The sequence below is a fragment of the Pseudoalteromonas sp. SG44-17 genome, from assembly GCF_014164235.1.
Taxonomy (GTDB): domain Bacteria; phylum Pseudomonadota; class Gammaproteobacteria; order Enterobacterales; family Alteromonadaceae; genus Pseudoalteromonas; species Pseudoalteromonas rhizosphaerae.
Window position 1 is genome coordinate 14,893 of sequence record NZ_JACJEV010000003.1, and the last position, 21,902, is coordinate 36,794.

The following is a 21,902-nucleotide window of genomic DNA, read 5'->3' on the forward strand; positions in this document are numbered from 1 at the left end:
TACGCATCTTACTCACAGCTTGTGCATAACTTTAGTTTATACAGCTCATTTTGCAAACAAATCCACAATAACAGATCCAATAACTTGCCTTTTCCACAGTTTCTGTGGATAACATTGTTCATAGTTATGTATTTATCCCAACAAGTTTTCAACACAGCTTAAAGGCTTTGCAAATTTAACAGTTAAAAACCATTAAATTCAATACATTAAGCTTAAAGTCAGCAAGTTTCACCTTGCCTAAAAACACAGCAAACTATCACTGAACAAAAAACACCCAAACGCAAAGATATCCACGGTTAAACTCTTTTGCTATCATGAGTAGTGAATTTATACAACCAAATAACTCGCTATGAAACCGATAAAACCACATTCAATCAATGAATTAATGCAACGTGTTAGCAACATTTCAGGGCTGACATTAGGCCAATTAGCAAGTCATTATCAGTTTAAAACACCTGAGCATTTATTAAAGGAAAAAGGCTGGACGGGACAATTGATTGAATATGCATTAGGTGCAACGGCAGGTTCCAAACCAACCCCTGATTTTGAAGAGCTCGGGATTGAACTTAAAACGTTACCAATCTCATATAAAGGCAAACCATTAGAGACCACTTTTGTGTCTGTGACACCGTTATTAAATGTCACAGGTATGACATGGCAGCAAAGTAATGTGCGTAAAAAACTCAATCATGTCTTGTGGCTACCCATTCTAGGCGAGCGAGACATTGTGCCATTTGATAGGACCATTGGCAGTGGCTTTTTATGGCAACCCTCCGCTGAGCAAGATGCGCAGTTACAGCGAGACTGGGAAGAGCAAATGGAGTTGATTGCACTGGGACGTATTGATGAGATCTCAGGGCATTTAGGGGATGCGATGCAAATTCGCCCAAAAGCAGCTAACAGCAGAATAGTCACCGATGCAATCGGTCCAAACGGGCAAATTATTAAAACCCTACCCCGTGGTTTTTATTTAAAAACCAGCTTTACAGGGCAGATTTTGAAGCAGCAATTTCAGCTGTGATCATCCGTTAAATGTTAATCTTTATGCCATATAGATGCGCGTAGCCAAAATGGCTTCTCTCGCATCCACAGCGTACATATCCATTTTTCCCCCGATAACACTGGTTTACCGCTATGTACTGACTTTTTGTCCACTTTATTATCAAACATATTATTGAACTTAATAATTTGCCCTTGTTTAGCTTTTACGCTTATATTCCAATCTTTAAAGGCCGTTTCTCCGCCGCCAAACCCCTCATTTAAATTAATAATACGTGTACGTTGCCTTTGCCCGAAAAAATTTAGCTCATTTTTAGCATCTTCGTTTGAGGGAGTTATAAAATCATAGTGCCACTTATATTGTTGGCCTTTAACATAACGGTAAACCACCATAGGTTCAGCATAAGCTAAATCAGTATAGTCATCAGAGCACATGAGGCGCTGTAGTATAGCAACCGAAATATCACCTACAGGTAATTGCGTTATAAGTTGCTCGTTATCCCTAATATCTGCAACTCTCTGTCTAGTAGACGCCTCTGCATAGACAGCAGCTAAACTTAAACTCTTCGCAGCAAACTTAATTATCTCGTTGGCCAATTCTTCCGTTAGCATACTTTCTATTATCGTCACGGGTGTTGATTGCCCACTAGATTGAGGCACTGCTGGGGTAATTAAGCTAGACCACAAATTTATCAAATCAGGTTCTGCATATTGCCTTATAACATTAGGCATACTCGATAAATGCTTTGCAAAACTATCAACTGTATCATGGTTAACTATTCTCTTTGGCCAAAAATGAGTCAATATCTGAAGCGCTTTAATTTCATGGTGCTTAGCTAAACACAAAACAATTGCGAGTTCTTGTGGACAGCTTGAGCATGACACAACATGACATAACCAATGATAGACAAATTCGGAATCTGTAAGAGCAAAATCTAAAATTCTTTGTTGTGGTGGGAGCTCACCATGATACTTTGCATTAAGTAGATGAGTAATCTTGTTATTTTTCATAATCTGCTAACTGTTATTTTTTACACCAATAAAATAACAATTAAACAACAAAAAAAGAACCTTAAACCCCTATTAAATTTAAACTTTACACACCTACAACCTTATTGCATAAAATATCATCTAATAAAACAAAAAAATCCCCGCATTTGCGAGGATTTTTCAAAAGTTTAAATCAGCTTCTTATAAAAGAATTACTGACCTTTAACTTCTTTAAGACCATTAAAAGGTGCTTTAGCGCCTAATTGCTCTTCAATACGTAGCAATTGGTTGTACTTAGCTACACGATCAGAACGGCTCAATGAACCTGTTTTGATTTGACCAGCTGCAGTACCCACTGCTAAATCAGCAATCGTTGAATCTTCAGTTTCGCCTGAGCGATGAGAAATAACAGCAGTGAAACCAGCGTCTTTAGCCATTTTGATTGCAGCTAACGTTTCAGTTAGTGAACCAATTTGGTTAAACTTGATTAAGATTGAGTTAGCAATACCGTTGTCGATACCACGCTTTAAGATCTTAGTGTTTGTAACGAATAAATCGTCACCAACTAATTGGATCTTATCGCCAAGTAATTTTGTTTGGTGTGCAAAGCCGTCCCAATCAGACTCATCAAGGCCATCTTCGATAGACACGATTGGGTACTGTTCAGTTAGATCTTTTAAGAAGTAGTTAAACTCTTCTGACGTGAATTTTTTACCTTCGCCTTTAAGGTCGTAGATATTTGCTTCTTTGTCGTAAAACTCAGACGCAGCACAATCAAGTGCTAGAGTAATGTCTTTGCCTAACTCGTAGCCTGCATTAGCAACAGCAACTTTAATTGCTGCAAGTGCCGCTTCGTTAGAGGCAAGGTTTGGTGCAAAACCACCTTCATCACCCACTGCGGTTGAATGACCATCAGCTTTAAGTACTTTGGCAAGGCTGTGGAATATTTCTGCACCCATGCGAAGCGCTTCACGGAAGTTGGCAGCGCCAACTGGCTGGATCATGAATTCTTGAATATCAACTGAGTTATCAGCATGCTCACCACCATTGATGATGTTCATCATTGGTAACGGCATAGAATAAACACCTGGTGTACCGTTTAAGTCAGCAATGTGCTCATAAAGCTCTACTTTTTTAGATTGTGCAGCAGCTTTTGCAGTTGCTAATGACACTGCTAAGATTGCATTTGCACCTAGTTTTTCTTTATTTTCGGTACCATCTAAATCTAGCATTACTTGGTCAACAGTGCTTTGCTCTAGTGCATTTTGGCCAGCTAAGGCTGTCGCGATTTCATTATTAATAAAACCAACCGCTTTTAATACACCTTTACCTAAGTAACGTGCTTTATCACCATCACGTAATTCTAGTGCTTCGCGAGTACCTGTTGATGCACCTGATGGTGCAGCAGCGCGGCCCCATGAACCGTCAGCTAAATGAACATCAGCTTCTACAGTTGGGTTACCACGCGAATCCATAATTTCGCGACCGATCACTTTTACGATATTTGACATCTTGATTCCTCTTTTCCCAAAATGGTGAGTCTACTCCGACTTTATTAATTTTCCTTAATGCCGTCGGCTTTAAAAACAAATAAGCCGTGCATAGTGCACGGCTTATTCACATTACGATGACGCTTTTTGATGAATATGCGCAGCGGCAACAAACCCTTCAAATAGCGGATGACCATCACGCGGTGTTGAGGTGAATTCCGGGTGGAATTGAGCCGCAATAAACCACGGGTGATCTTTATTCTCGATGATTTCAACTAGCTTTTTATCTTCCGATAAACCTGTGAAACTCAAGCCAGCTTTTTCAAGCTGTTCAACAAAATTATTGTTTACTTCGTAACGATGACGATGACGTTCAACAATCTCATCACTACCATATACTTCACGTACTTTTGAGCCTGGTGTTAAATGACATTTTTGTGCGCCTAAACGCATAGTGCCACCTAAATCAGATTTTTCGCTACGTGTTTCAATGTTGCCTTCCGCATCTAACCATTCAGTGATCAAACCAACCACAGGGCTTGACGAGTTAGCATTAAACTCGGTTGAGTTTGCATCTAATAAGCCTGCAACATTACGTGCATACTCAATTAGCGCAACTTGCATACCTAAACAGATACCAAGGTAAGGTACTTTATTTTCACGGGCATATTTTGCCGCTAAAATTTTACCTTCAACACCGCGACCACCAAAACCACCAGGAACTAAAATAGCATCAAGGTTAGCTAGTAACTCAGTACCTTTACTTTCAACATCTTGTGAATCAACATATTGAATGTTTACTGTTAAACGATTTTTAAGACCTGCATGTTTAAGTGCTTCGTTTACAGATTTATAGGCATCAGGTAGTTCAATGTATTTACCAACCATACCGATAGTCACTTCACCCGTTGGGTTTGACTCTTGGTATAACACTTGTTCCCACTCAACTAAATCAGCTTCAGGGCAATCAAGATGGAAGCGACGACATACAAAGTTATCAAGCTCTTGCGATTTTAATAGCGCAGGAATTTTATAAATGCTGTCTACATCTGGTAATGAAATAACCGCTTTTTCTTCAACGTTAGTGAAAAGAGCAATCTTTGCACGTTCGTTATTTGGTAATTTACGATCTGAACGACAGATAAGAATATCTGGTTGAATACCAATCGAGCGTAACTCTTTAACAGAATGCTGTGTTGGTTTGGTTTTCACTTCACCCGCAGGGCCTAAGAATGGCACTAACGTTAAGTGAATAAACAATGCGCGCTCACGGCCAATCTCTGTGCCAAGCTGACGAATTGCTTCTAAGAATGGTTGTGACTCAATATCACCAACCGTTCCACCAATTTCAACGAGTGCCACATCATGGCCTTCAGCACCGTCATAAACACGTTGCTTAATATCGTTGGTAATATGTGGAATAACCTGAATTGTTGCACCAAGGTACTCACCACGACGCTCACGACGCAGCACATCTTCATATACACGACCTTGTGTGAAGTTGTTACGGCTTGTCATTTTGGTACGGATGAAACGTTCATAGTGACCTAAATCAAGATCGGTTTCAGCGCCGTCTTCGGTGACAAATACTTCACCATGTTGAATTGGGCTCATTGTGCCTGGGTCAACGTTGATATAAGGATCCAGCTTTAAAATGGTAACATTTAAACCACGGGCCTCTAAAATAGCTGCCAACGATGCTGCTGCAATACCTTTACCCAACGAGGAAACAACCCCGCCGGTAACGAAGATAAATTTTGTACTCATGCGAACCCTAGAATATCAGGAATTAAAAGGAAAAATATAGAATCAAGACGGGGCGAAATTATAGCAAAGGCACTGCCATCAATCCAGCGAAAGTTAGTAATTCTCTGCACAAAAAACGCACTCAGCGTTTCGCATTATTTACTGCTGCTTTTTTATCGCATCCCATGCGGCATCCATTTCAGCAAGGGTTGCTGTATCAAGCGATTGCCCACGCTCACATAAATAGGCTTGTACTTTTTCAAATCGCGCTGAAAACTTATCGTTGGCGCTACGTAATAATTGCTCTGGGTCACGTTTAATATGCCGTGCTACATTAACTGTAGCAAACAATAAATCGCCGATTTCTTCTGCGCTGTGTGCTGAAAATGGATCAACGGCTAACGCTTCTTTTACTTCATCAACTTCTTCAGCCACTTTATCTAATGCACCATGATAACTAGGCCAATCAAAGCCTAATCCTGCAACCCGCTGCTGAATTTTTTTGGCTTTACTCAAACTAGGCAGATTTGCAGGTATATCTTGCCATAATGTGTTGCTCTGCGGTTCAGCTTTTGCTGCCCGCTCCTGTGCTTTTATAGTTTGCCACTGCTCACTGAGTTGTTGTTCAGTCAGCCCTTGCTGATCGGCAAATACATGTGGATGGCGACGCACTAACTTATTATTTAGCCCAGCCATTACATCATTAAAATCAAATAACCCTTGCTCTTGTGCCAATTGCGCATAAAAAATCACTTGAAAGAGTAAATCACCCAGTTCATTTTTAAGCTCACCGAAATCACCTTTTTCAATGCAATCGGCTACCTCGTATGCTTCTTCTAAGGTATGCGGTACGATGGATGTAAAGTCTTGCTTTAAATCCCACGGGCAGCCTGTTGCTGGATCACGTAATTTAGCCATAATGGCTAATAACTCAGTTAAGGTATTCGTCGAGGTATTAGTTGTCTGGTTCATTTACATTCCTAATGACTACGTTTTGCTTCATGCACGCCTTCGATTTGATCTAATTTTGATAGTAATCGATTGGTACTTGATAAATCATGTACTTCCACTTGCATGGTAAACAACGCTAATTGGCGGTCGTCTACGGTTTCCATATTCATATTCAGCACATTAACTTTTTCATTGGCCAGTACCGAACTAATATCACGTATAAGCCCAGCTCTGTCACTTGCTTCAATTTTAATACACAGAGCATAAGAGCCGTTAATTTCGTCTGACCAACTAACCGCAATAACACGCTCAGGATGTTGTGTTCTTAGATTATTAAAAGAATCACAATCAGTCCTATGCACACCTATGCCACGCCCTTGTGTGATATAACCGATTATTGACTCACCAGGAACTGGGCGGCAACATTTAGCCACATGGCTCATTAAACTACCAACCCCATCAACCACGATACCATTTTTATCACCGCTGATTTTAGTCGGGTTCTTAAAGCGGATGACGGGCTCGTCATCAGAGCGATCCGTGATAAAATTCAGCAACTGATTTAAACGCACATCGCCGGCGCCAATCGCAACCATTAAGTCATCTAACTCTTTAAAGTTATAGCGAGTAATAGCCGGCTCTAAGTTTTTGTAGGTCAAATCGAGCTTTTGCAATTCGTTATCTAGAATTTCTTTACCAGCACTGAGATTTTTATCGCGATCGAGTTGTTTAAACCAGTGGTGTATTTTCGCTCTCGCGCGGGATGATTTAATATATCCCAGTGATGGATTTAACCAATCGCGGCTAGGATTAGGTTGTTTTTGGGTTAAAATTTCAACCTGATCGCCAGTGTGTAATTGATGGGTAAAAGGCACAATTTTGCCAAATACTTTTGCACCAATACAACGATGACCGACATTTGAGTGAATATAATAAGCAAAATCCAGTGGTGTTGCGCCCAGCGGTAAATCAAAAATATCGCCACGAGGGGTGAAAATATACACCCGATCTTCGACCACTTGATTTTTTAGCTCTTCGGCTAAATCGCTGCCATCAACCACTTCTTCTTGCCATTGCAATAATTTACGCAACCAGCTAATTTTTTGCTCATACCCAGAACCACGCCCAGGTAACGCCCCTTCTTTATACATCCAGTGCGCAGCGACTCCGAGCTCAGCATCTTGGTGCATCGCGTGGGTACGAATTTGAATTTCAACCGTTTTGCCTTCTGGGCCAAATACTACGGTATGAATAGATTGATAACCATTTTGTTTAGGGGTGGCAATATAATCATCAAATTCTTTATTTAAATGGCGCCAATTGGTGTGTACGATCCCCAGCGCACCGTAACAATCTTGCAATTCATCCACCACAATACGCATGGCGCGAATATCAAATAACTGGTCAAACTCGTAATTCTTTTGCGCCATTTTTTTGTAAATACTGTAGATATGTTTTGGCCGACCATATACCTCGCCTTTAATACCTGCTTGAGCCAGTTTAGTTTTAACTTGCTCAACCATGTCTACCATATAAGCTTCGCGACCTAGGCGCTTATCATCCAATTGCTTGGCAATATTTTTATACACATCAGGGTGCAAATAGCGAAACGATAGATCTTCCAGCTCCCACTTTAATTGCCCAATACCTAACCGGTTAGCAAGTGGCGCAAAGATATCAGCGGTTTCTTTTGCAGCAATCACCCGCTCTTCTTCGTTGGCGTTTTTAACCTCTCGTAAATGACATACCTGCTCAGCAAGTTTAATAACCACAGCGCGCACATCTTCAACCATCGCCAATAACATACGGCGTATATTATCAACTTGAACGGTGCCAGTACCTTGATGAGCCAAAGTGCTAATAGTAGCCATTTGTGCAACACCCGTTAGCAGAGTTGCCACATGGCTCCCCATCACATCGCTTACTGTATCGATGTCGATTAGATTAGCCAAAAAACTCGGCGTAATATATGCGGTAGCGAGGGTGTCTGCATCGAGATTCATTTCCACCAAAATTTCGACCATTTCCATGGCAATATTTTGTTGCTGATGATTATGCAGTTCAGCGCAAAGGGTATTCGCTTTACTTAATAGTTCGCGCTTTTCTTGCGTTAAGTTAAGTAAACCAAGTCGTGTGCTAAAATCACCCGGTTTGTCGTGTTGGTGTGATTGCCGAGTAGCTACCATAATGCGCTCTACCTCCGTTGAAATAACGCCATCGTTTCGATATGCCCCGTGTGTGGAAACATATTCATTAGCCCTATTTTTTCAAGTGAAAATGCAGCTTGCGTAATAATTGCGCTGTCACGGGCTAAAGTCACAGGGTCGCAAGATACATATAAAATCGTTTTAAATTGCTTCAGAGGCAGTTGCTCTAAAATAGCTAAGGCACCGGTACGTGAAGGGTCCAGTACTAATACATTTAACTCTTTACTAAACCACGGAGCTTGCTGCATTGTTTGTGTTAAATCAAAACAATGAAAATGAGCATTGGCTATATGGTTAGTTTGCGCATTTTGCGCCGCCATTGCAACCGCAGAAGCCACTCCTTCAACACCAATTACGCTTTTTGCGTTATTTGCCAGCGCTAAAGCGAAGTTACCAATCCCACAAAATAGGTCTAGTACCTGTTCGTCCCCTTTTAAATTCAGCCAGTCAACCGCTTGAGAAAGCATAGCTTGATTTACCTGCGCATTGACTTGAATAAAGTTTTCCAGCCCAAACGTAAATTTTAGTCCAAGTTCAGGTAAGCTATAAAACGGCATAGGTAAATGGCTATGGTTAATTTGCTGAGTATCTCCTTGCCATATTATTTGCCACTGATGATCAAGCCCCTGCTGCTCAATAGTTGCTTTTAGCTTATCACTGATGCTTTTAGTGTGGCGGATCACCACAAAATTTTGCTCATCTGCTTGGCATAATTGTATATGGCTAACACTGCGAAGTTCGCCATATTGGTTTAATAACTGATCAAAAACAGTAAAAATTGCGGCAAAATCGTCACTCAGTACTGCACACTGCTGCACACTGACAATTTGTTTAGAACCTTGCGCGCGATAACCAACCCGCATTTTTTTTGCGGTTTTATCAAACATCACCGCTAACCGCGCACTGCGACGGTAGTGCGTCGGCTCGCTCAATAACGGGGCTTGCCAGTTCATTGCATCAAGCTTGGCAAACTTTGAAAACAGCTGGCTCACCGCCACTTGCTTTTCAACTAATTGTTGATCAAGTCGCAAATGCTGTAATTGGCAACCACCACATTGTTGATAATATTCGCAAAACGGTTTAACCCGTGCTTCACTGGCCTGCTCAACTTTTATCGTTTTAGCCGCGCTATAACGAGCTTTATCTTCGGTTAGTTTGGCCTTAACCGTTTCACCTGTCAGTGCACCGCTAACAAAGCACACTTTATTATTATGCTTGGCAATCCCCCGACCTTGATGATCCATTCCTGAAATGGCTAAAGTTAACGACTGCCCAGAAAGGGTTTTCTTTTTTGCTTGGAAAAACTGCGCCATCGGGCAACACCTTAAATATTGATTCTACGAGGGTGATTGATTACTAGCTTATAAGTATATACTCTTTAACTAACTAATAATGATAACAACGTTCACTTATGACTAAACTTGGTTTGCGCGACTCAGTTTTAACGCTAACACTTATTCCCACAGTGATTATCGGATTACTACTTGGCGGCTATTTTACAATAAATCGTTACATTGAGCTTGATGAAATTTTATATCAGCAAGGTGCGACTATCTCAGAGCCCCTGTCGATTGCCATTGAGCAGCCATTATTAGCAAAAAATAAACAGCTACTAAACCGTTTGATCAGCCATGCGCATAATAAACACTCACCAGCAATTAAAACCATCGCCATTTTTGACGAGCATAATGAACTGGTATTAACCAGTAACTATCACCGTGACTTTGATGATCTACTGCACAGTGAGTACTTGCAAGCAGGAAAAAACACCAAAGTAGTGCCCAGCGACCACCTAATTACATTTTTTACGCCGATCATCAACCACTCAACGCCAGACGCACAGTGGAATAATGCAACGTTTCAAACATCCCTTGGCACTGTGGTTATTCAGCTCAACAAAGACCAAGCGATTATTGGTCAGCAACAGGCATTATTAGTCAGCGGTATTGTAATTATTTTAGCCTTAGTGTTGGCGGCTATTTTAGCCATCAGGCTTAGCCATATGTTTATGACCCCATTAAATAAGTTAGTACTGGCTACTGACAAATTAATCGAAGGGAAAAGAGAAACCGGCCTAACCGCTCCGATGATGGGCGAGTTTGAATTATTACGCCAAGGGCTAAACACCATTTCTGATACTATGGTGATGCAAAAAGATGAAATGCAAAAGCACATTGATCAGGCGACCAGTGACTTGCGCGAGTCGTTAGAATTATACGAAACACAGAATATTCAGCTCAGTATTGCTAAAACCGATGCCCAAGACGCCAACCGGGTAAAATCGGACTTTTTAGCGAAAATGAGTCACGAACTGCGCACACCACTCAATGGTGTAATTGGCTTTACTCGTCAATTACATAAAACACCGCTTAATAAACATCAAAAAGATTACCTCGATACCATCGAACTCTCAGCCAATAGTTTAATGACTATCATCAGCGATATTTTAGATTTTTCGAAGCTTGAAGCCGGCGCCATGGAACTTGAGTCCATTCAATTTCAACTACGTGACACAATAAACGAAGTACTTACGCTACTGGCCCCCAGTGCGCATGAAAAACAATTAGAGCTATCGATTTATATCAACTCACTAGTGCCTGACAACATAACAGGTGATCCAACCAGGTTTAAGCAAGTCCTGATAAACTTGATTAGTAATGCAATTAAGTTTACTGAAAAAGGCTCAATTAAAATTGATGTTGGCCATCGTTTACTTGATGAAGAACGTACCTCAGTGTTAGTGTCAGTAACCGATACTGGCGTTGGCATTCCAATGGATAAACAAGATGCTTTGTTCACTCCTTTTGGCCAAGCTGATTCAAGCATTACCCGTAAATTTGGTGGCACAGGCCTTGGCTTAATTATTACCAAGCACATAGTTGAAACCATGGGTGGTCGTATTACTTTAAACTCAGCGCCGGGTAATGGTACCTGCTTTACTTTTAATGGCGTATTTAGACTACCAAGCCATATTTATAACAGCGACTTGCCAAGTAAATCTCTCGCAAATAAACGTATTTTATACCTAGAACCCCATGAACATACCCATCATGCAGTGCTCTCTTTACTCACCGAGTGGCAAACAAAGGTCACAGCGTGCTTTGATCAAGAAACTTTTTTACAAGAGTTAAATAAAGAGTTTAATTACGATATTTGTATTATCGGCCATGTTGCCGCAGTTGACGAAATGCAACGCTTAAAAAGCTATATCAAAGCAGTCCGTGAATCGACTGACTATCTGTATTTAATGCTTAATTCGGTATCGCACAATATGCGCGAAGCTTATATTGGCTGTGGTGCAGATGCGTGTTTAAGTAAACCGCTCAACCATCGCAAGCTCTGTGAAGTGCTTGCAGCACCTTATCGACTCGATCATCCCGTGCATAATATTGAAGAAAATGACGAGAAATTATTACCACTAAAAGTATTAGTCGTTGATGATAATGATGCCAATTTAAAGTTAATTTGTACTTTACTAGAAGAGCAAATTGAAACTATTGATACCGCTCATAATGGCTCACAAGCCTATAGTTTGAGCAAAAGCCATAAATACGACATTATTTTTATGGATATTCAAATGCCAATTATGGACGGTATTACCGCCTGTAAACTGATCCTAGAATCATCCTTAAACGAAGATACTCCTATTATTGCTGTCACAGCGCATGCCTTAGCGGGCGAAAAAGAGCAACTTATTACCGATGGTTTTAAAGGCTATTTAACTAAACCTATTGATGAAGATATGTTGAAACAGATTATTAGTGATCATAGCCCGCAATCACCGCTGCGACGTGACAAAAGCCGTAATGACCTGATTGCTAGTGAGCCTCCTTTTGTTAGCTCATCACTAGATTGGCCATTAGCACTGCAACGTGCCGGCGGTAAAAACGAACTGGCGCTTGAAATGCTTAATATGTTGTTACTCAGTGTGCCAGAAACTCTGCGATTACTTGAAGAAGCGACCGCCTGCCAAGATTGCGAACATGTGCTAAGTATTATTCATAAATTTCACGGTGCTTGCTGCTACACTGGCGTACCCAAGCTAAAAACACTTGCTGAAGCACTGGAAACCGCGTTAAAAGGCGATTGTGATTTAAGTTATATTGAGCCAGAGCTTTTTGAGCTGCAAGACGAACTTGAAAACTTGATGACAGATGCCGGCTTAGCCGAAAATTAACGGCAGATCCGCTTGAGTGGTTTACCACTTTTTAAACTGTTGATCTGCCAAGTTACATCTGTATCTTGTTGCACCAAACTCACTTTGGCAATGTCACTAAACATAAAATCACCGGGTACATTGAGCCGCGTTAAATTTTCGGATAATGGTTGCTGACAATAAGGGCCTGTATCACCGTGGATCACTAATACCGGCTTTTTTACTGTGTTTGCAAATTCCGCCAAAGCATCGCGATACACTTTAAAACCATCACACTGTTCTGGCTGAGTTTTACTGCATGCCGGTTGTACTGTTTGATGGGTGTAAATATCTGCCTGAAAAGCAATCACATAACCTTTGGCTGTTGGATTTGCTTGCGCTAACCAATTAAGGTTGTTGGCGTCTCTTGTGTCAGCTTGTTGATAAGCAAGTTGTTTATCACTTTTTAACACCTCTCGACGGCCATTGTGGGTGCCTGCAATATGCAGCGTGATAAACTCTACATCAGCAAGGCGCCAACGCGCATTTTCGTGCATGCTAGGCTGTTGCTGAAAATCAACTAAGGTATTGGCTTTTTCAAGATATTTATCATCAAACATCAAGGTTTTTAAATATACCAGGCGCTCTAATTCATCATAACGAGGAATTAGATTTTTTCGGTCGCAATCAGCCCATTCATTGTCACCGGGGGTGTAAATAAATGGCTGCGTAGTTAAAGAAGTAAGTAACTGTTTATTCTTCTCAAGCAACTCATTTTTACAAGGCTCAGAACCTGATTTCATATCGCCAACATGGATCAAAAAAGCATGCTCAGTCGTTTTTATTTTTTTACCCAAAGCCCCTGTTGGCGCTAAATTCATTTCATCAATTGGAGTATATGGCATATCCCCCATCACCAAAAACGCATTACTGGACAGCGCCCAAGTCAAACCAATTAAACTAAACATCACCATCCCCTGTCACGCAAATAGATCTTAAGCTCTCATAGTAACAAACAAATGAACATTTAAAAGAACGGCTTTTTTCGACTAAGCTTGCTAAAATAACCGCACAGTAATTCTGAATTTGTAAATCATGTCATTTAGTACCACTTATACATTAGATAAACCCTACTTTTACGAATGTTTTGATGAGTCTCTGCCTTACAGCGCACAAGCAAAGCCGAAATATGTTTTTTTAGTCTTATTGGTTAGTTTAGGACTTACAGCTATTTATTGGTTAGAAAAACACTATTTAGGAAATTTCTTGATCATGGCCGCAGTACTTGAATGTGTTGCTTTTTATTATCGCAGGCCTTGGTGGGTAACGCGGCAAATGCTTAGTCGAGCATCAGGCTCTGAGGCAACGTTAACTATTGATGAAAGCGGTTTTAAAAGCGAAAACCCACATAAAAGCTATCAGCTAGCATGGCAAGATATCGATGAAGTAATTTTTACTGTTCGCGGTATTATTTTAAAAAGTCGTCGCGGCATGCAGTACGTTTCAAACAGCGTACTGAGTGATGAGATTATTGAATACATAAAAAAAAGAGCCACTAAATAGTGGCTCTTTCATATCAATTAAATTGATTAAGCATTGCCCGGATTCGGGTTAGACTTTTCAGCTTGAATACGCATGTAAATTTCTTCACGGTGTACCGAAACGTCTTTAGGTGCATTAACACCAATACGTACTTGATTTCCTTTAACACCTAGTACAGTGACAGTTACTTCGTCACCAATCATTAGGGTTTCACCTACTCGACGAGTTAGTATTAGCATTCTCTTGCTCCCGTATTCCAATAAATTAAAAGATTCCGCGTCTGTATATTAAAGAAAATAAGCCTTAATAGTAAGTAAAAACTCTAAATCGATTCATTTTCTGTTAAAAAAACTCTTTATAATGCGCCTATTGCCAATTCTAAGTATGTTTCATCTATTCAAACTAATATTTTAATATCAGATCTTGATACGTGTTTACGTTAATGTATAAAAACAAACTTACTACACTAGGATATGATTTCATACTCACTGCCTCAATGGCGACTTTAGCAACTGAGCAACCAACAGAAATCTCTTTACTGTTAATATAATGGTGGCTGTCATCTAATACTTCAAGTAGTTACTAAAATCTTTTCTGTGCACTATAACGGTAGTCGATATAAGCATAGCCTATTTTTTCAAAGTTATGATTAATCTTAACTATTTGGATGCAGTTATCGAGAAAAAGTTTCAATAAAAATTAGTTTTATCATCGCTGTAAAGAATTTATGGAGATGGTTCAGAGTTTTTTCGTAATTAAGGTAAATCCAGTGGCAATAAAAAATGCGGTAGTGTGTATTTAGTAGGGTATGCCGTTTTAGCCATAAATTTAGGACGTGACTTAGTTGTTAAAGCAGATTTAGAATAAACACTTTAGGAGACTCAATTGAGCCTCCTAAAGTGTTAAATCAACTTTACGTACTGAGCTATTAAGTACGCTCAGTTAACCAAGCGGTTACGCTATCAAGTGCTGCAGTTAAGTTTTGCGGCTCAGAGCCACCAGCTTGCGCCATATCAGGACGACCGCCGCCTTTACCACCAACTTGTGATGCCATGTGATTTACCAGCTCACCGGCTTTCACTTTGCCAGTTAAGTCTTTAGTCACACCAGCAATTAAGCTTACTTTGTCGCCATCAGCAACACCAAGTGCAATAACACCTGAGCCAATCTTGTTTTTAAGGTCATCAACCATGCCGCGTAAGGCTTTTGATTCAGTGCCTTCAACGTTTGCCACAAGTAATTTAACACCGTTAATTTCAACAATTGAATCAATTAATGATGCACCCGCAGCACTGGCTAGCTTGTCGCTTAGCTGTGCTATTTGTTTTTCAAGCCCTTTTGACTTTTCAAGCAAGGCTGTTACTTTTTCAAGTACTGATGCGCTGTCGCCTTTAACAAGAGCCGCTACGTCGTTTAGGTGTTGCTCTTGCTCACTTACATAAGCAATTGCATCAGCACCCGTTACCGCTTCAATACGACGCACACCGGCAGCAATACCGCTCTCAGAAACTATTTTGAATAAACCGATATCACCAGCACGATTTACGTGAGTACCGCCACACAGTTCTATAGAGTAATCACCAATAGTCACTACGCGAACTTCATCATCGTACTTCTCACCAAATAACGCCATTGCGCCTTTTTCTTTGGCGGCATCGATTGCCATCAGCTCAGTATTTAGCGCAAAGTTACGACGGATCTCGTCATTCACAACTCGCTCAATTTCACGTAGTTCAGCTTTCGTGACTGCTTCAAAATGCGAGAAGTCAAAACGTAAACGTTCAGGGTCTACGAGTGAACCTTTTTGCGACACATGATCGCCCAATAACTGACGTAGTGCTTCGTGTAAAATATGCGTCGCTGTATGATTCTTTTTAACACGATCACGGCGCTTATCATCAATGTTAGCGTCAACTTTATCATTCACACCAATACGGCCCATCACTGTTCCGTGATGCGCGAATGCATTACCAAGTTTAGTAGTATTAGTTACTGTAAACTCACCGCCAGCTACCGTTAATGTGCCGGTGTCGCCAACTTGGCCACCAGATTCAGCGTAAAATGGTGTGCGATCTAGTACCACAATGCCTTGTTGGCCATCTTCAAGTACTGATACAGCTTCACCTTGCGCGAACATTTCAATCACAGTGCCACTATAGTGCGTTGCGTCATAGCCTTTAAAGTCAGTGTGTTTGTCAGACTTTAATTGCTGGTTATAGTCAGCACCAAATTTACCAGCTTGTTGTGCAGTTTTACGCTGTACAGCCATGCACTCTTGGAAGCCTTGCTCATCAATCGTCATAAAGCGCTCACGCGCTACATCTGCGGTTAAATCGGCAGGGAAACCATAGGTGTCATATAATTTGAATACCAATTCACCTGGGATCACATCGCCAGTTAAATCAGTCAGGCTTTCTTCTAAAATAGCTAAACCACGCTCAAGAGTTTTGCCAAACTGCTCTTCTTCAATGCGCAGTACTTTTTCGATGATTTCTTGCTGTTTTGCAAGCTCTGGATACGCTTGACCCATTTGTTCGATTAGCGCAGCAACTAACTTATAGAAGAACGAACCTTGTGCGCCAAGCTTGTTACCATGGCGAACTGCACGACGAATGATACGACGCAGTACATAACCACGGCCTTCGTTTGATGGCATAACCCCATCAGAAATTAAAAACGCACATGAACGAATATGATCCGCCACTACGCGCAGTGATTTATCATCCATATCTTGTGCATTGGTAACTTCTGCAGCAGCTTTAATTAAGCCTTGGAATAAATCGATTTCGTAGTTTGAATGCACGCCTTGTAAAATTGCAGCAATGCGCTCAAGACCCATACCTGTATCAACAGACTGCTTAGGAAGCGGCTCCATCGTACCGTCACTTTGACGGTTATACTGCATAAATACCAGATTCCAAATTTCAATAAAGCGGTCGCCATCTTCTTCAGGTGAGCCTGGAGGTCCGCCCCAAATCTGTTCGCCATGATCATAAAAAATTTCAGAACATGGACCACACGGGCCAGTATCACCCATTGACCAGAAGTTATCTGAAGTAGCAATACGAATAATGCGATCTTCAGGCAAACCAATTTCGTTAGCCCAATAACCAAATGCTTCTTCATCATCATGGTAGATAGTAACGAGCAGTTTTTCTTTCGGCAGTTTTACAACGTCAGTCAAAAACTCCCACGCAAACTTAATCGCGTCTTGCTTAAAGTAATCACCAAAGCTGAAGTTACCTAACATTTCGAAAAATGTATGGTGGCGTGCTGTGTAGCCTACATTTTCTAAATCGTTATGCTTACCACCGGCACGCACACAACGTTGTGAGCTAGTTGCGCGGTTATAAGGGCGGCTTTCGGCGCCTAAAAATACATCTTTAAATTGCACCATGCCGGCGTTATTAAATAATAACGTCGCATCGTTACCCGGAATAAGCGAGCTTGATGGAACAATTTGGTGTTGTTTAGAGGCAAAAAAATCTAAAAACTGTTGCCTGATCTGTGCGGTAGTCATGTGCTGCATGTGAACGTCTCACCCATTTTTACTGTGCTTGCATTGCAAAATCTATTTGTTCGTAACTGAACCCTCGATACATTAAGTAGCGCACGCGCTTAGCTTTTTCTTTGTGATCGAAGTCGTCCTGTGAATTTGAATACTTCTTTAAATACGCATCCTGCGCTAACCCAAACCAATCAATTTCGAATGATTCAATCACACTTTCTAACAGTGCTCGGTCAATCCTTTTGCCCATGGCTTCGCTTTGAATACGTTTTAAGCCATGTTTTTTAGCAATGTGGCGACGTACAAAACCTTCAACATAACGCTGCTCATTTATAAAATTGTGCTCTTCACACCAATCTAATAAAGCTTCGATAAATTCAGGCGTCGCCTCTTTTTGCTGTAATTTTTGGGTTAACTCTCGGCGCGAATATTCTTGGCGCCCGAGTAACCAAAGTACATAATTTTTTAACTTTTTTTGTAATGCTTCATCCATTTCTTCAGCCATTATGCGTCAAAACGACCGCTTTGATCATTATGCTGCGGCGCAACAGGCTCTGCCTCTGCAGGCGGTACGATCGGCATAAAAATAGCTTGATAAGAAACAAAAAAGCTAATGTAGCAAATTGGCATTAAAACCAACAGCGGCAAGAATGATAAAAACATTGAAAGCATCATCAAGCCTGCAATAATTGCCCCATATACACTCAATGGTGCCATGTTGTGGTAAAACACCATAAATGAACTTTTTAGCACCTCAAAAATACGTTTTTGTTGATTAAAATAAACCAACGGCACCGCATAAGAAAAAGCCGTTAAATACACCGATAACGCAATTAAAAACAGCGCAACATTTGCCATCGAGATGCTATCAATTACTTGCTGCAAGGCAATGTTAGGATCGACATTCGGATTACTCATAATCGCAATCGCTTCGGAAAATAAACCCCCAGCTAGCAAAGCCATCAATACACCGGCCGCCATTTGATAGAGCGCTAAACGTAGCAGCCCCATGCGATTACCCTTGGCGGTAAACGGTTTTAGGATATCGGCCAACATAATTTTGCCGCCTTGCTGTTTGGTGATCACCGCTTGATAAAACCCCGCAGTTAAAAACGGCGTGGCGATGGCTGCTATAATTTGTAAGAAAGGTAAAAATAGCGATAGTAAACCAATAATACCTATAAATAAGTGCATAAAAATAAAGGTAAAAGGCTGAGCTTTAAAAATAAGCCAGCCTGCTTTAAACCATTTCAGCCCTGCATCGGCCTTAAATACTCGTAATTCAATTGACATACTTGCTCTTAAATTAACAACAAAACACGCCGAGTATAACTCGGCGTTGGATGGGATTACATAGACGACAGCTTAAAATTACGGTTTTTTAATCTTCTTTATATCTAACATATGCGCACCATGCTTAATTTTCGTCTCTAGGTATGCTTTATTGCCCGCTAAACCAGCTTTAATGTGTGCATGCGTGCCAACCACTGATTCAACTTCAATACCTGCATCTTTCAAGGCATTAAGCTTTTTAGGATTATTGGTCATCAGCTTTACATGAGCCAACCCCATCGCTTCTAGCATTAATACCGCGTCAGAAAAGTCACGTAAGTCATCAGCAAAGCCCAAATGATTATTTGCCTCATAGGTATTCATACCTTGTGATTGCAATACATAGGCGTCAATTTTATTGTATAAACCAATACCACGCCCTTCTTGGCGTAAATAAAGTAAAATACCACCTTGTTGATGCATCATTTCAATACATTCGTTGAGTTGTTCACCACAATCACACCGTGATGAATGAAATACATCACCGGTTAAACATTCAGAATGCATACGAATAAGCGGCACAGACTGCTCGCTATCAGCACGATTAAACACCAAAGCAACATGCTCTTGGCCATCTTTTAAATCGCTAAATGACACGATTTCTGCGGGTATATCACTGTTTTTGCCAACATTTAGCTGGACTCTAGCTCTTACTTGCGCCACGACAAATCCAAAATTAAAAAGTAATGCGATAATGCAAACGTGATAATATCACAAAAATAAACTGCATTGAAAATAATACAACACCGCAATGAGTAATAACTATATTGAGGCAGTTACTCGCAATTCAAGCATTGCCCTGCGCTAAATCGACAATTCCACCCCACCAAAAACAAAATTCTTACCCGATACTCTAAATCAATGACATGGTTGTACCTATTTGGTATAATTTAATTAAACATAATAATAAGGAACATTATGAAAGCCTCCTCTCTACTACTTTGTCTTACCATCGCCTATTCTGGTTATAGCCACGCCGATGAATCTATACATAGTCAATTTAAAATAGTTTACCAGCAATACCTTAATGCACAGCAACAAGGCAAAGGCGCAGAAGATAAAGCTGAACAAGCCTATTTGCTAGGTAAGCAAATCTATGGAGATAAATCAGATAACACTGCAAATTTAGCCATAAACTATGCTAATGAGCTTCATCAATACCCTGCAGAAAACAAACAAAAACGTTTTACCTTGTTTGAGCAGGCTTACACTATTTTAGCGGCTAATCATCCAGCAAGTAGCATTGAACTCATCGATGCATTGCTTGGTATGGCAACCAATACTGATTCGGTAAATAGAGCCGACGCCCTATACAAACAAGTTATTGAAATCGCTGCAGTCCAAAAAGTCCCAAAATTAGTAGCAGATATGAAACTGGCTGCTGCACAAGGATTAGCGTATGGCTTTCAAGGGAAGAAATACAACCAAGCCAAACGTTACCTACTTGAGGCAGACGAGTTTTACAGCCAAAACTTACCTGAGAACTCAGTAGAGCGGATCAAAGCTGACTTTTTAGTTGCCGCTTTTGCAGAAGGTAAAAGACAATATTCTAAAGCGATTGAGCGTTTAAATCGAGTTGTAAGTGTATTTGATAATGCGCTTAGCTTCGATCATGAAACAGAGCTTAGTGCTCACTCTAAATTAGTTCACCTTTATGAAAAAACAGGTAAAAGTGACGAAGCGACCAAACATTGTTTAGCTATAGCTAAAATGGTGCCGTGGCAAGAAAACCAGCAACAAACCCCACTCTATCGTCAAGAACCTAACTACCCAGATAGTAAAGCAAGGTTTAGGCAAGATGGTTCAGTGCAAATGGAATTTGACGTTAACACCGCTGGCTTTGTAAAAAATATCACCATCATTAAATCTGAAGGTGGTGAAGCATTTGAACAAGAAGCCATTAAAGCAATGGAAAAGTGGCGTTATGCCCCTAAGTTTGAAGATGGAAAAGCAGTGGTTGCAAAAGCTCAAGTGCAGCTAGACTTTAAAATTGGCAGGTAAATACACGTAATTACTAATAACATCAGTGTTTGTAATACTGTTTATAAACACGTTTTAAGCCCAGCATGACTGGGCTATTTTTGTAAGGTATCGAGTATTTTGTCACTGGCATCCTCGATTAAATCAAGTACCTGTTCAAAACCATTTTCGCCACCATAATAAGGGTCGGGGATCTCATCAACACAGGTTCCATAAGCTAAAAATAACGACAGCTTATACTGCAAATGCGCCGGACAAAGTGCAGTTAGATCAGCTAAATTGGCTTTATCTGCAGCGAGGATCAAATCAAAGTACTCAAAGTCATGAGCGTTGACTTGTCGTGAACGTATCCCCTCAAAGCTATAGCCACGTTTAAGTGCCGCCGCTTGCGAGCGTTTATCGGGAGGATTACCAATGTGGTAGCCTGCGGTACCCGCTGAGTCAATTTCAAACTGTGATCCACGTTGTAATGCTTTAGCCTTTAACACCGCCTCCGCAGTCGGTGAGCGGCAAATATTACCTAAACAAACGATCAGTATTTTTTTCATGATTAAATTTCATCCACTAGCATCAACATGCATTCATAAGATACCAATAAAATTAAAACCTGCATACCTAGGTTACTTCCAACCTTGTAACCAGCGCTGTTGATCTTTTAAATCATGCCAATTTATTTCCATCGAACGCTTTGACATCACCGCTTCAATAACACAGCTGATAACAACGCCCTCTTCGTCAAACTCCATTTCCGTAATCATAAAATGCTTTTCTTTATTGACGGGGGAAACTGCCGTCCATTTACTGTTTAATAGTTTTCTGTGGTTAATTTTATTCATATGATTCCTATCTAACATCATTACGTATTGATCATCGTGATACGTAAACACCACCCACTGCGTTTACATTTAACTGAATGAAATGTGATTTTACAGCTAACTAATCACAGCTGCATAGAGGTATAAGTCTGGCTCGACCATCAAGTGGGTTGTCTATTTTCAGGTAGTATTTACCAAGTAGGGTTG

The 21,902-nt window shown here is 40.6% G+C and carries 18 protein-coding genes; 4 read left to right on the forward strand and 14 right to left on the reverse strand.

The features are described from left to right. The first annotated feature begins 349 nt into the window (after positions 1–349). Complete coding sequence (gene mutH, locus H5182_RS02930; RefSeq protein WP_145240919.1) at positions 350–1,021, forward strand: DNA mismatch repair endonuclease MutH; 672 nt, start codon at positions 350–352, stop codon at positions 1,019–1,021. Between the two features lie 14 nt (positions 1,022–1,035). Here the strand turns inward: mutH and H5182_RS02935 are convergent, their stop codons facing one another. From H5182_RS02935 to rlmD, 6 genes are all read right to left on the reverse strand, one after another. Next, positions 1,036–2,010, reverse strand: a complete 975-nt coding sequence (locus H5182_RS02935) for a 2OG-Fe(II) oxygenase (protein WP_145240918.1) — start codon at positions 2,008–2,010, stop codon at positions 1,036–1,038. Positions 2,011–2,201: 191 nt separating this feature from the next. Then, entirely contained in the window at positions 2,202–3,500 is a 1,299-nt protein-coding gene (gene eno, locus H5182_RS02940; protein ID WP_145240917.1) for a phosphopyruvate hydratase, read from the reverse strand. 111 nt (positions 3,501–3,611) lie between these two features. Continuing rightward, positions 3,612–5,246 (reverse strand): CTP synthase, encoded by a 1,635-nt coding sequence (locus H5182_RS02945; protein ID WP_145240916.1) that lies wholly within the window; start codon positions 5,244–5,246, stop codon positions 3,612–3,614. A gap of 138 nt (positions 5,247–5,384) precedes the next feature. Then, a complete protein-coding gene (mazG, locus tag H5182_RS02950) occupies positions 5,385–6,197 on the reverse strand; it encodes a nucleoside triphosphate pyrophosphohydrolase (protein WP_145240915.1) in 813 nt (270 codons plus the stop codon). Between the two features lie 8 nt (positions 6,198–6,205). Then, entirely contained in the window at positions 6,206–8,362 is a 2,157-nt protein-coding gene (relA, locus tag H5182_RS02955) for a GTP diphosphokinase (protein ID WP_145240914.1), read from the reverse strand. Positions 8,363–8,370: 8 nt separating this feature from the next. Continuing rightward, a complete protein-coding gene (rlmD, locus tag H5182_RS02960; protein ID WP_182759491.1) occupies positions 8,371–9,696 on the reverse strand; it encodes a 23S rRNA (uracil(1939)-C(5))-methyltransferase RlmD in 1,326 nt (441 codons plus the stop codon). Positions 9,697–9,794: 98 nt separating this feature from the next. Between rlmD and barA the strand changes: the two genes are divergently transcribed. Beyond that, a complete protein-coding gene (gene barA, locus H5182_RS02965; protein ID WP_182759492.1) occupies positions 9,795–12,560 on the forward strand; it encodes a two-component sensor histidine kinase BarA in 2,766 nt (921 codons plus the stop codon). On the opposite strand, the gene H5182_RS02970 is transcribed toward barA, so the two are convergent. Then, positions 12,557–13,486, reverse strand: a complete 930-nt coding sequence (locus H5182_RS02970) for a hypothetical protein (protein ID WP_182731177.1) — start codon at positions 13,484–13,486, stop codon at positions 12,557–12,559. The genes barA and H5182_RS02970 overlap by 4 nt on opposite strands. Positions 13,487–13,613: 127 nt before the next feature. Here H5182_RS02970 and H5182_RS02975 point away from each other — a divergent pair, with 127 nt between their 5' ends. Further along, on the forward strand, positions 13,614–14,081 hold the full coding sequence (locus H5182_RS02975; RefSeq protein ID WP_145240906.1) for a YcxB family protein: 468 nt from the start codon (positions 13,614–13,616) through the stop codon (positions 14,079–14,081). A gap of 26 nt (positions 14,082–14,107) precedes the next feature. Here the strand turns inward: H5182_RS02975 and csrA are convergent, their stop codons facing one another. The 5 genes from csrA to ribA all read right to left on the reverse strand — a co-directional run bounded on the left by csrA (position 14,108) and on the right by ribA (position 19,563). Further along, positions 14,108–14,299 carry a carbon storage regulator CsrA gene (csrA, locus tag H5182_RS02980; protein ID WP_004587515.1) on the reverse strand — a complete coding sequence of 64 codons (192 nt, stop codon included), beginning with the start codon at positions 14,297–14,299 and terminating at the stop codon, positions 14,108–14,110. 689 nt (positions 14,300–14,988) lie between these two features. Continuing rightward, the gene (alaS, locus tag H5182_RS02985) at positions 14,989–17,589 is read right to left on the reverse strand and encodes an alanine--tRNA ligase (protein ID WP_145240904.1); all 2,601 of its coding nucleotides are present in this window, start codon (positions 17,587–17,589) and stop codon (positions 14,989–14,991) included. A gap of 19 nt (positions 17,590–17,608) precedes the next feature. Then, positions 17,609–18,061 (reverse strand): regulatory protein RecX, encoded by a 453-nt coding sequence (locus tag H5182_RS02990; protein ID WP_182718042.1) that lies wholly within the window; start codon positions 18,059–18,061, stop codon positions 17,609–17,611. Between the two features lie 11 nt (positions 18,062–18,072). Then, positions 18,073–18,861 carry a BPSS1780 family membrane protein gene (locus H5182_RS02995; protein WP_182757979.1) on the reverse strand — a complete coding sequence of 263 codons (789 nt, stop codon included), beginning with the start codon at positions 18,859–18,861 and terminating at the stop codon, positions 18,073–18,075. Positions 18,862–18,939: 78 nt separating this feature from the next. Further along, the gene (gene ribA / locus H5182_RS03000; protein WP_145240900.1) at positions 18,940–19,563 is read right to left on the reverse strand and encodes a GTP cyclohydrolase II; all 624 of its coding nucleotides are present in this window, start codon (positions 19,561–19,563) and stop codon (positions 18,940–18,942) included. 255 nt (positions 19,564–19,818) lie between these two features. Between ribA and H5182_RS03005 the strand changes: the two genes are divergently transcribed. After that, positions 19,819–20,901 carry an energy transducer TonB gene (locus H5182_RS03005; RefSeq protein WP_182735248.1) on the forward strand — a complete coding sequence of 361 codons (1,083 nt, stop codon included), beginning with the start codon at positions 19,819–19,821 and terminating at the stop codon, positions 20,899–20,901. A 74-nt stretch (positions 20,902–20,975) separates the two neighbouring features. Here H5182_RS03005 and H5182_RS03010 read toward each other — a convergent pair whose 3' ends face one another. Together H5182_RS03010 and H5182_RS03015 are read right to left on the reverse strand one after the other, a co-directional pair. Next, positions 20,976–21,428 (reverse strand): low molecular weight protein-tyrosine-phosphatase, encoded by a 453-nt coding sequence (locus H5182_RS03010; protein ID WP_145240896.1) that lies wholly within the window; start codon positions 21,426–21,428, stop codon positions 20,976–20,978. 72 nt (positions 21,429–21,500) lie between these two features. After that, on the reverse strand, positions 21,501–21,716 hold the full coding sequence (locus tag H5182_RS03015) for a TIGR02450 family Trp-rich protein (protein ID WP_145240894.1): 216 nt from the start codon (positions 21,714–21,716) through the stop codon (positions 21,501–21,503). Between the last annotated feature and the right edge of the window lie 186 nt (positions 21,717–21,902).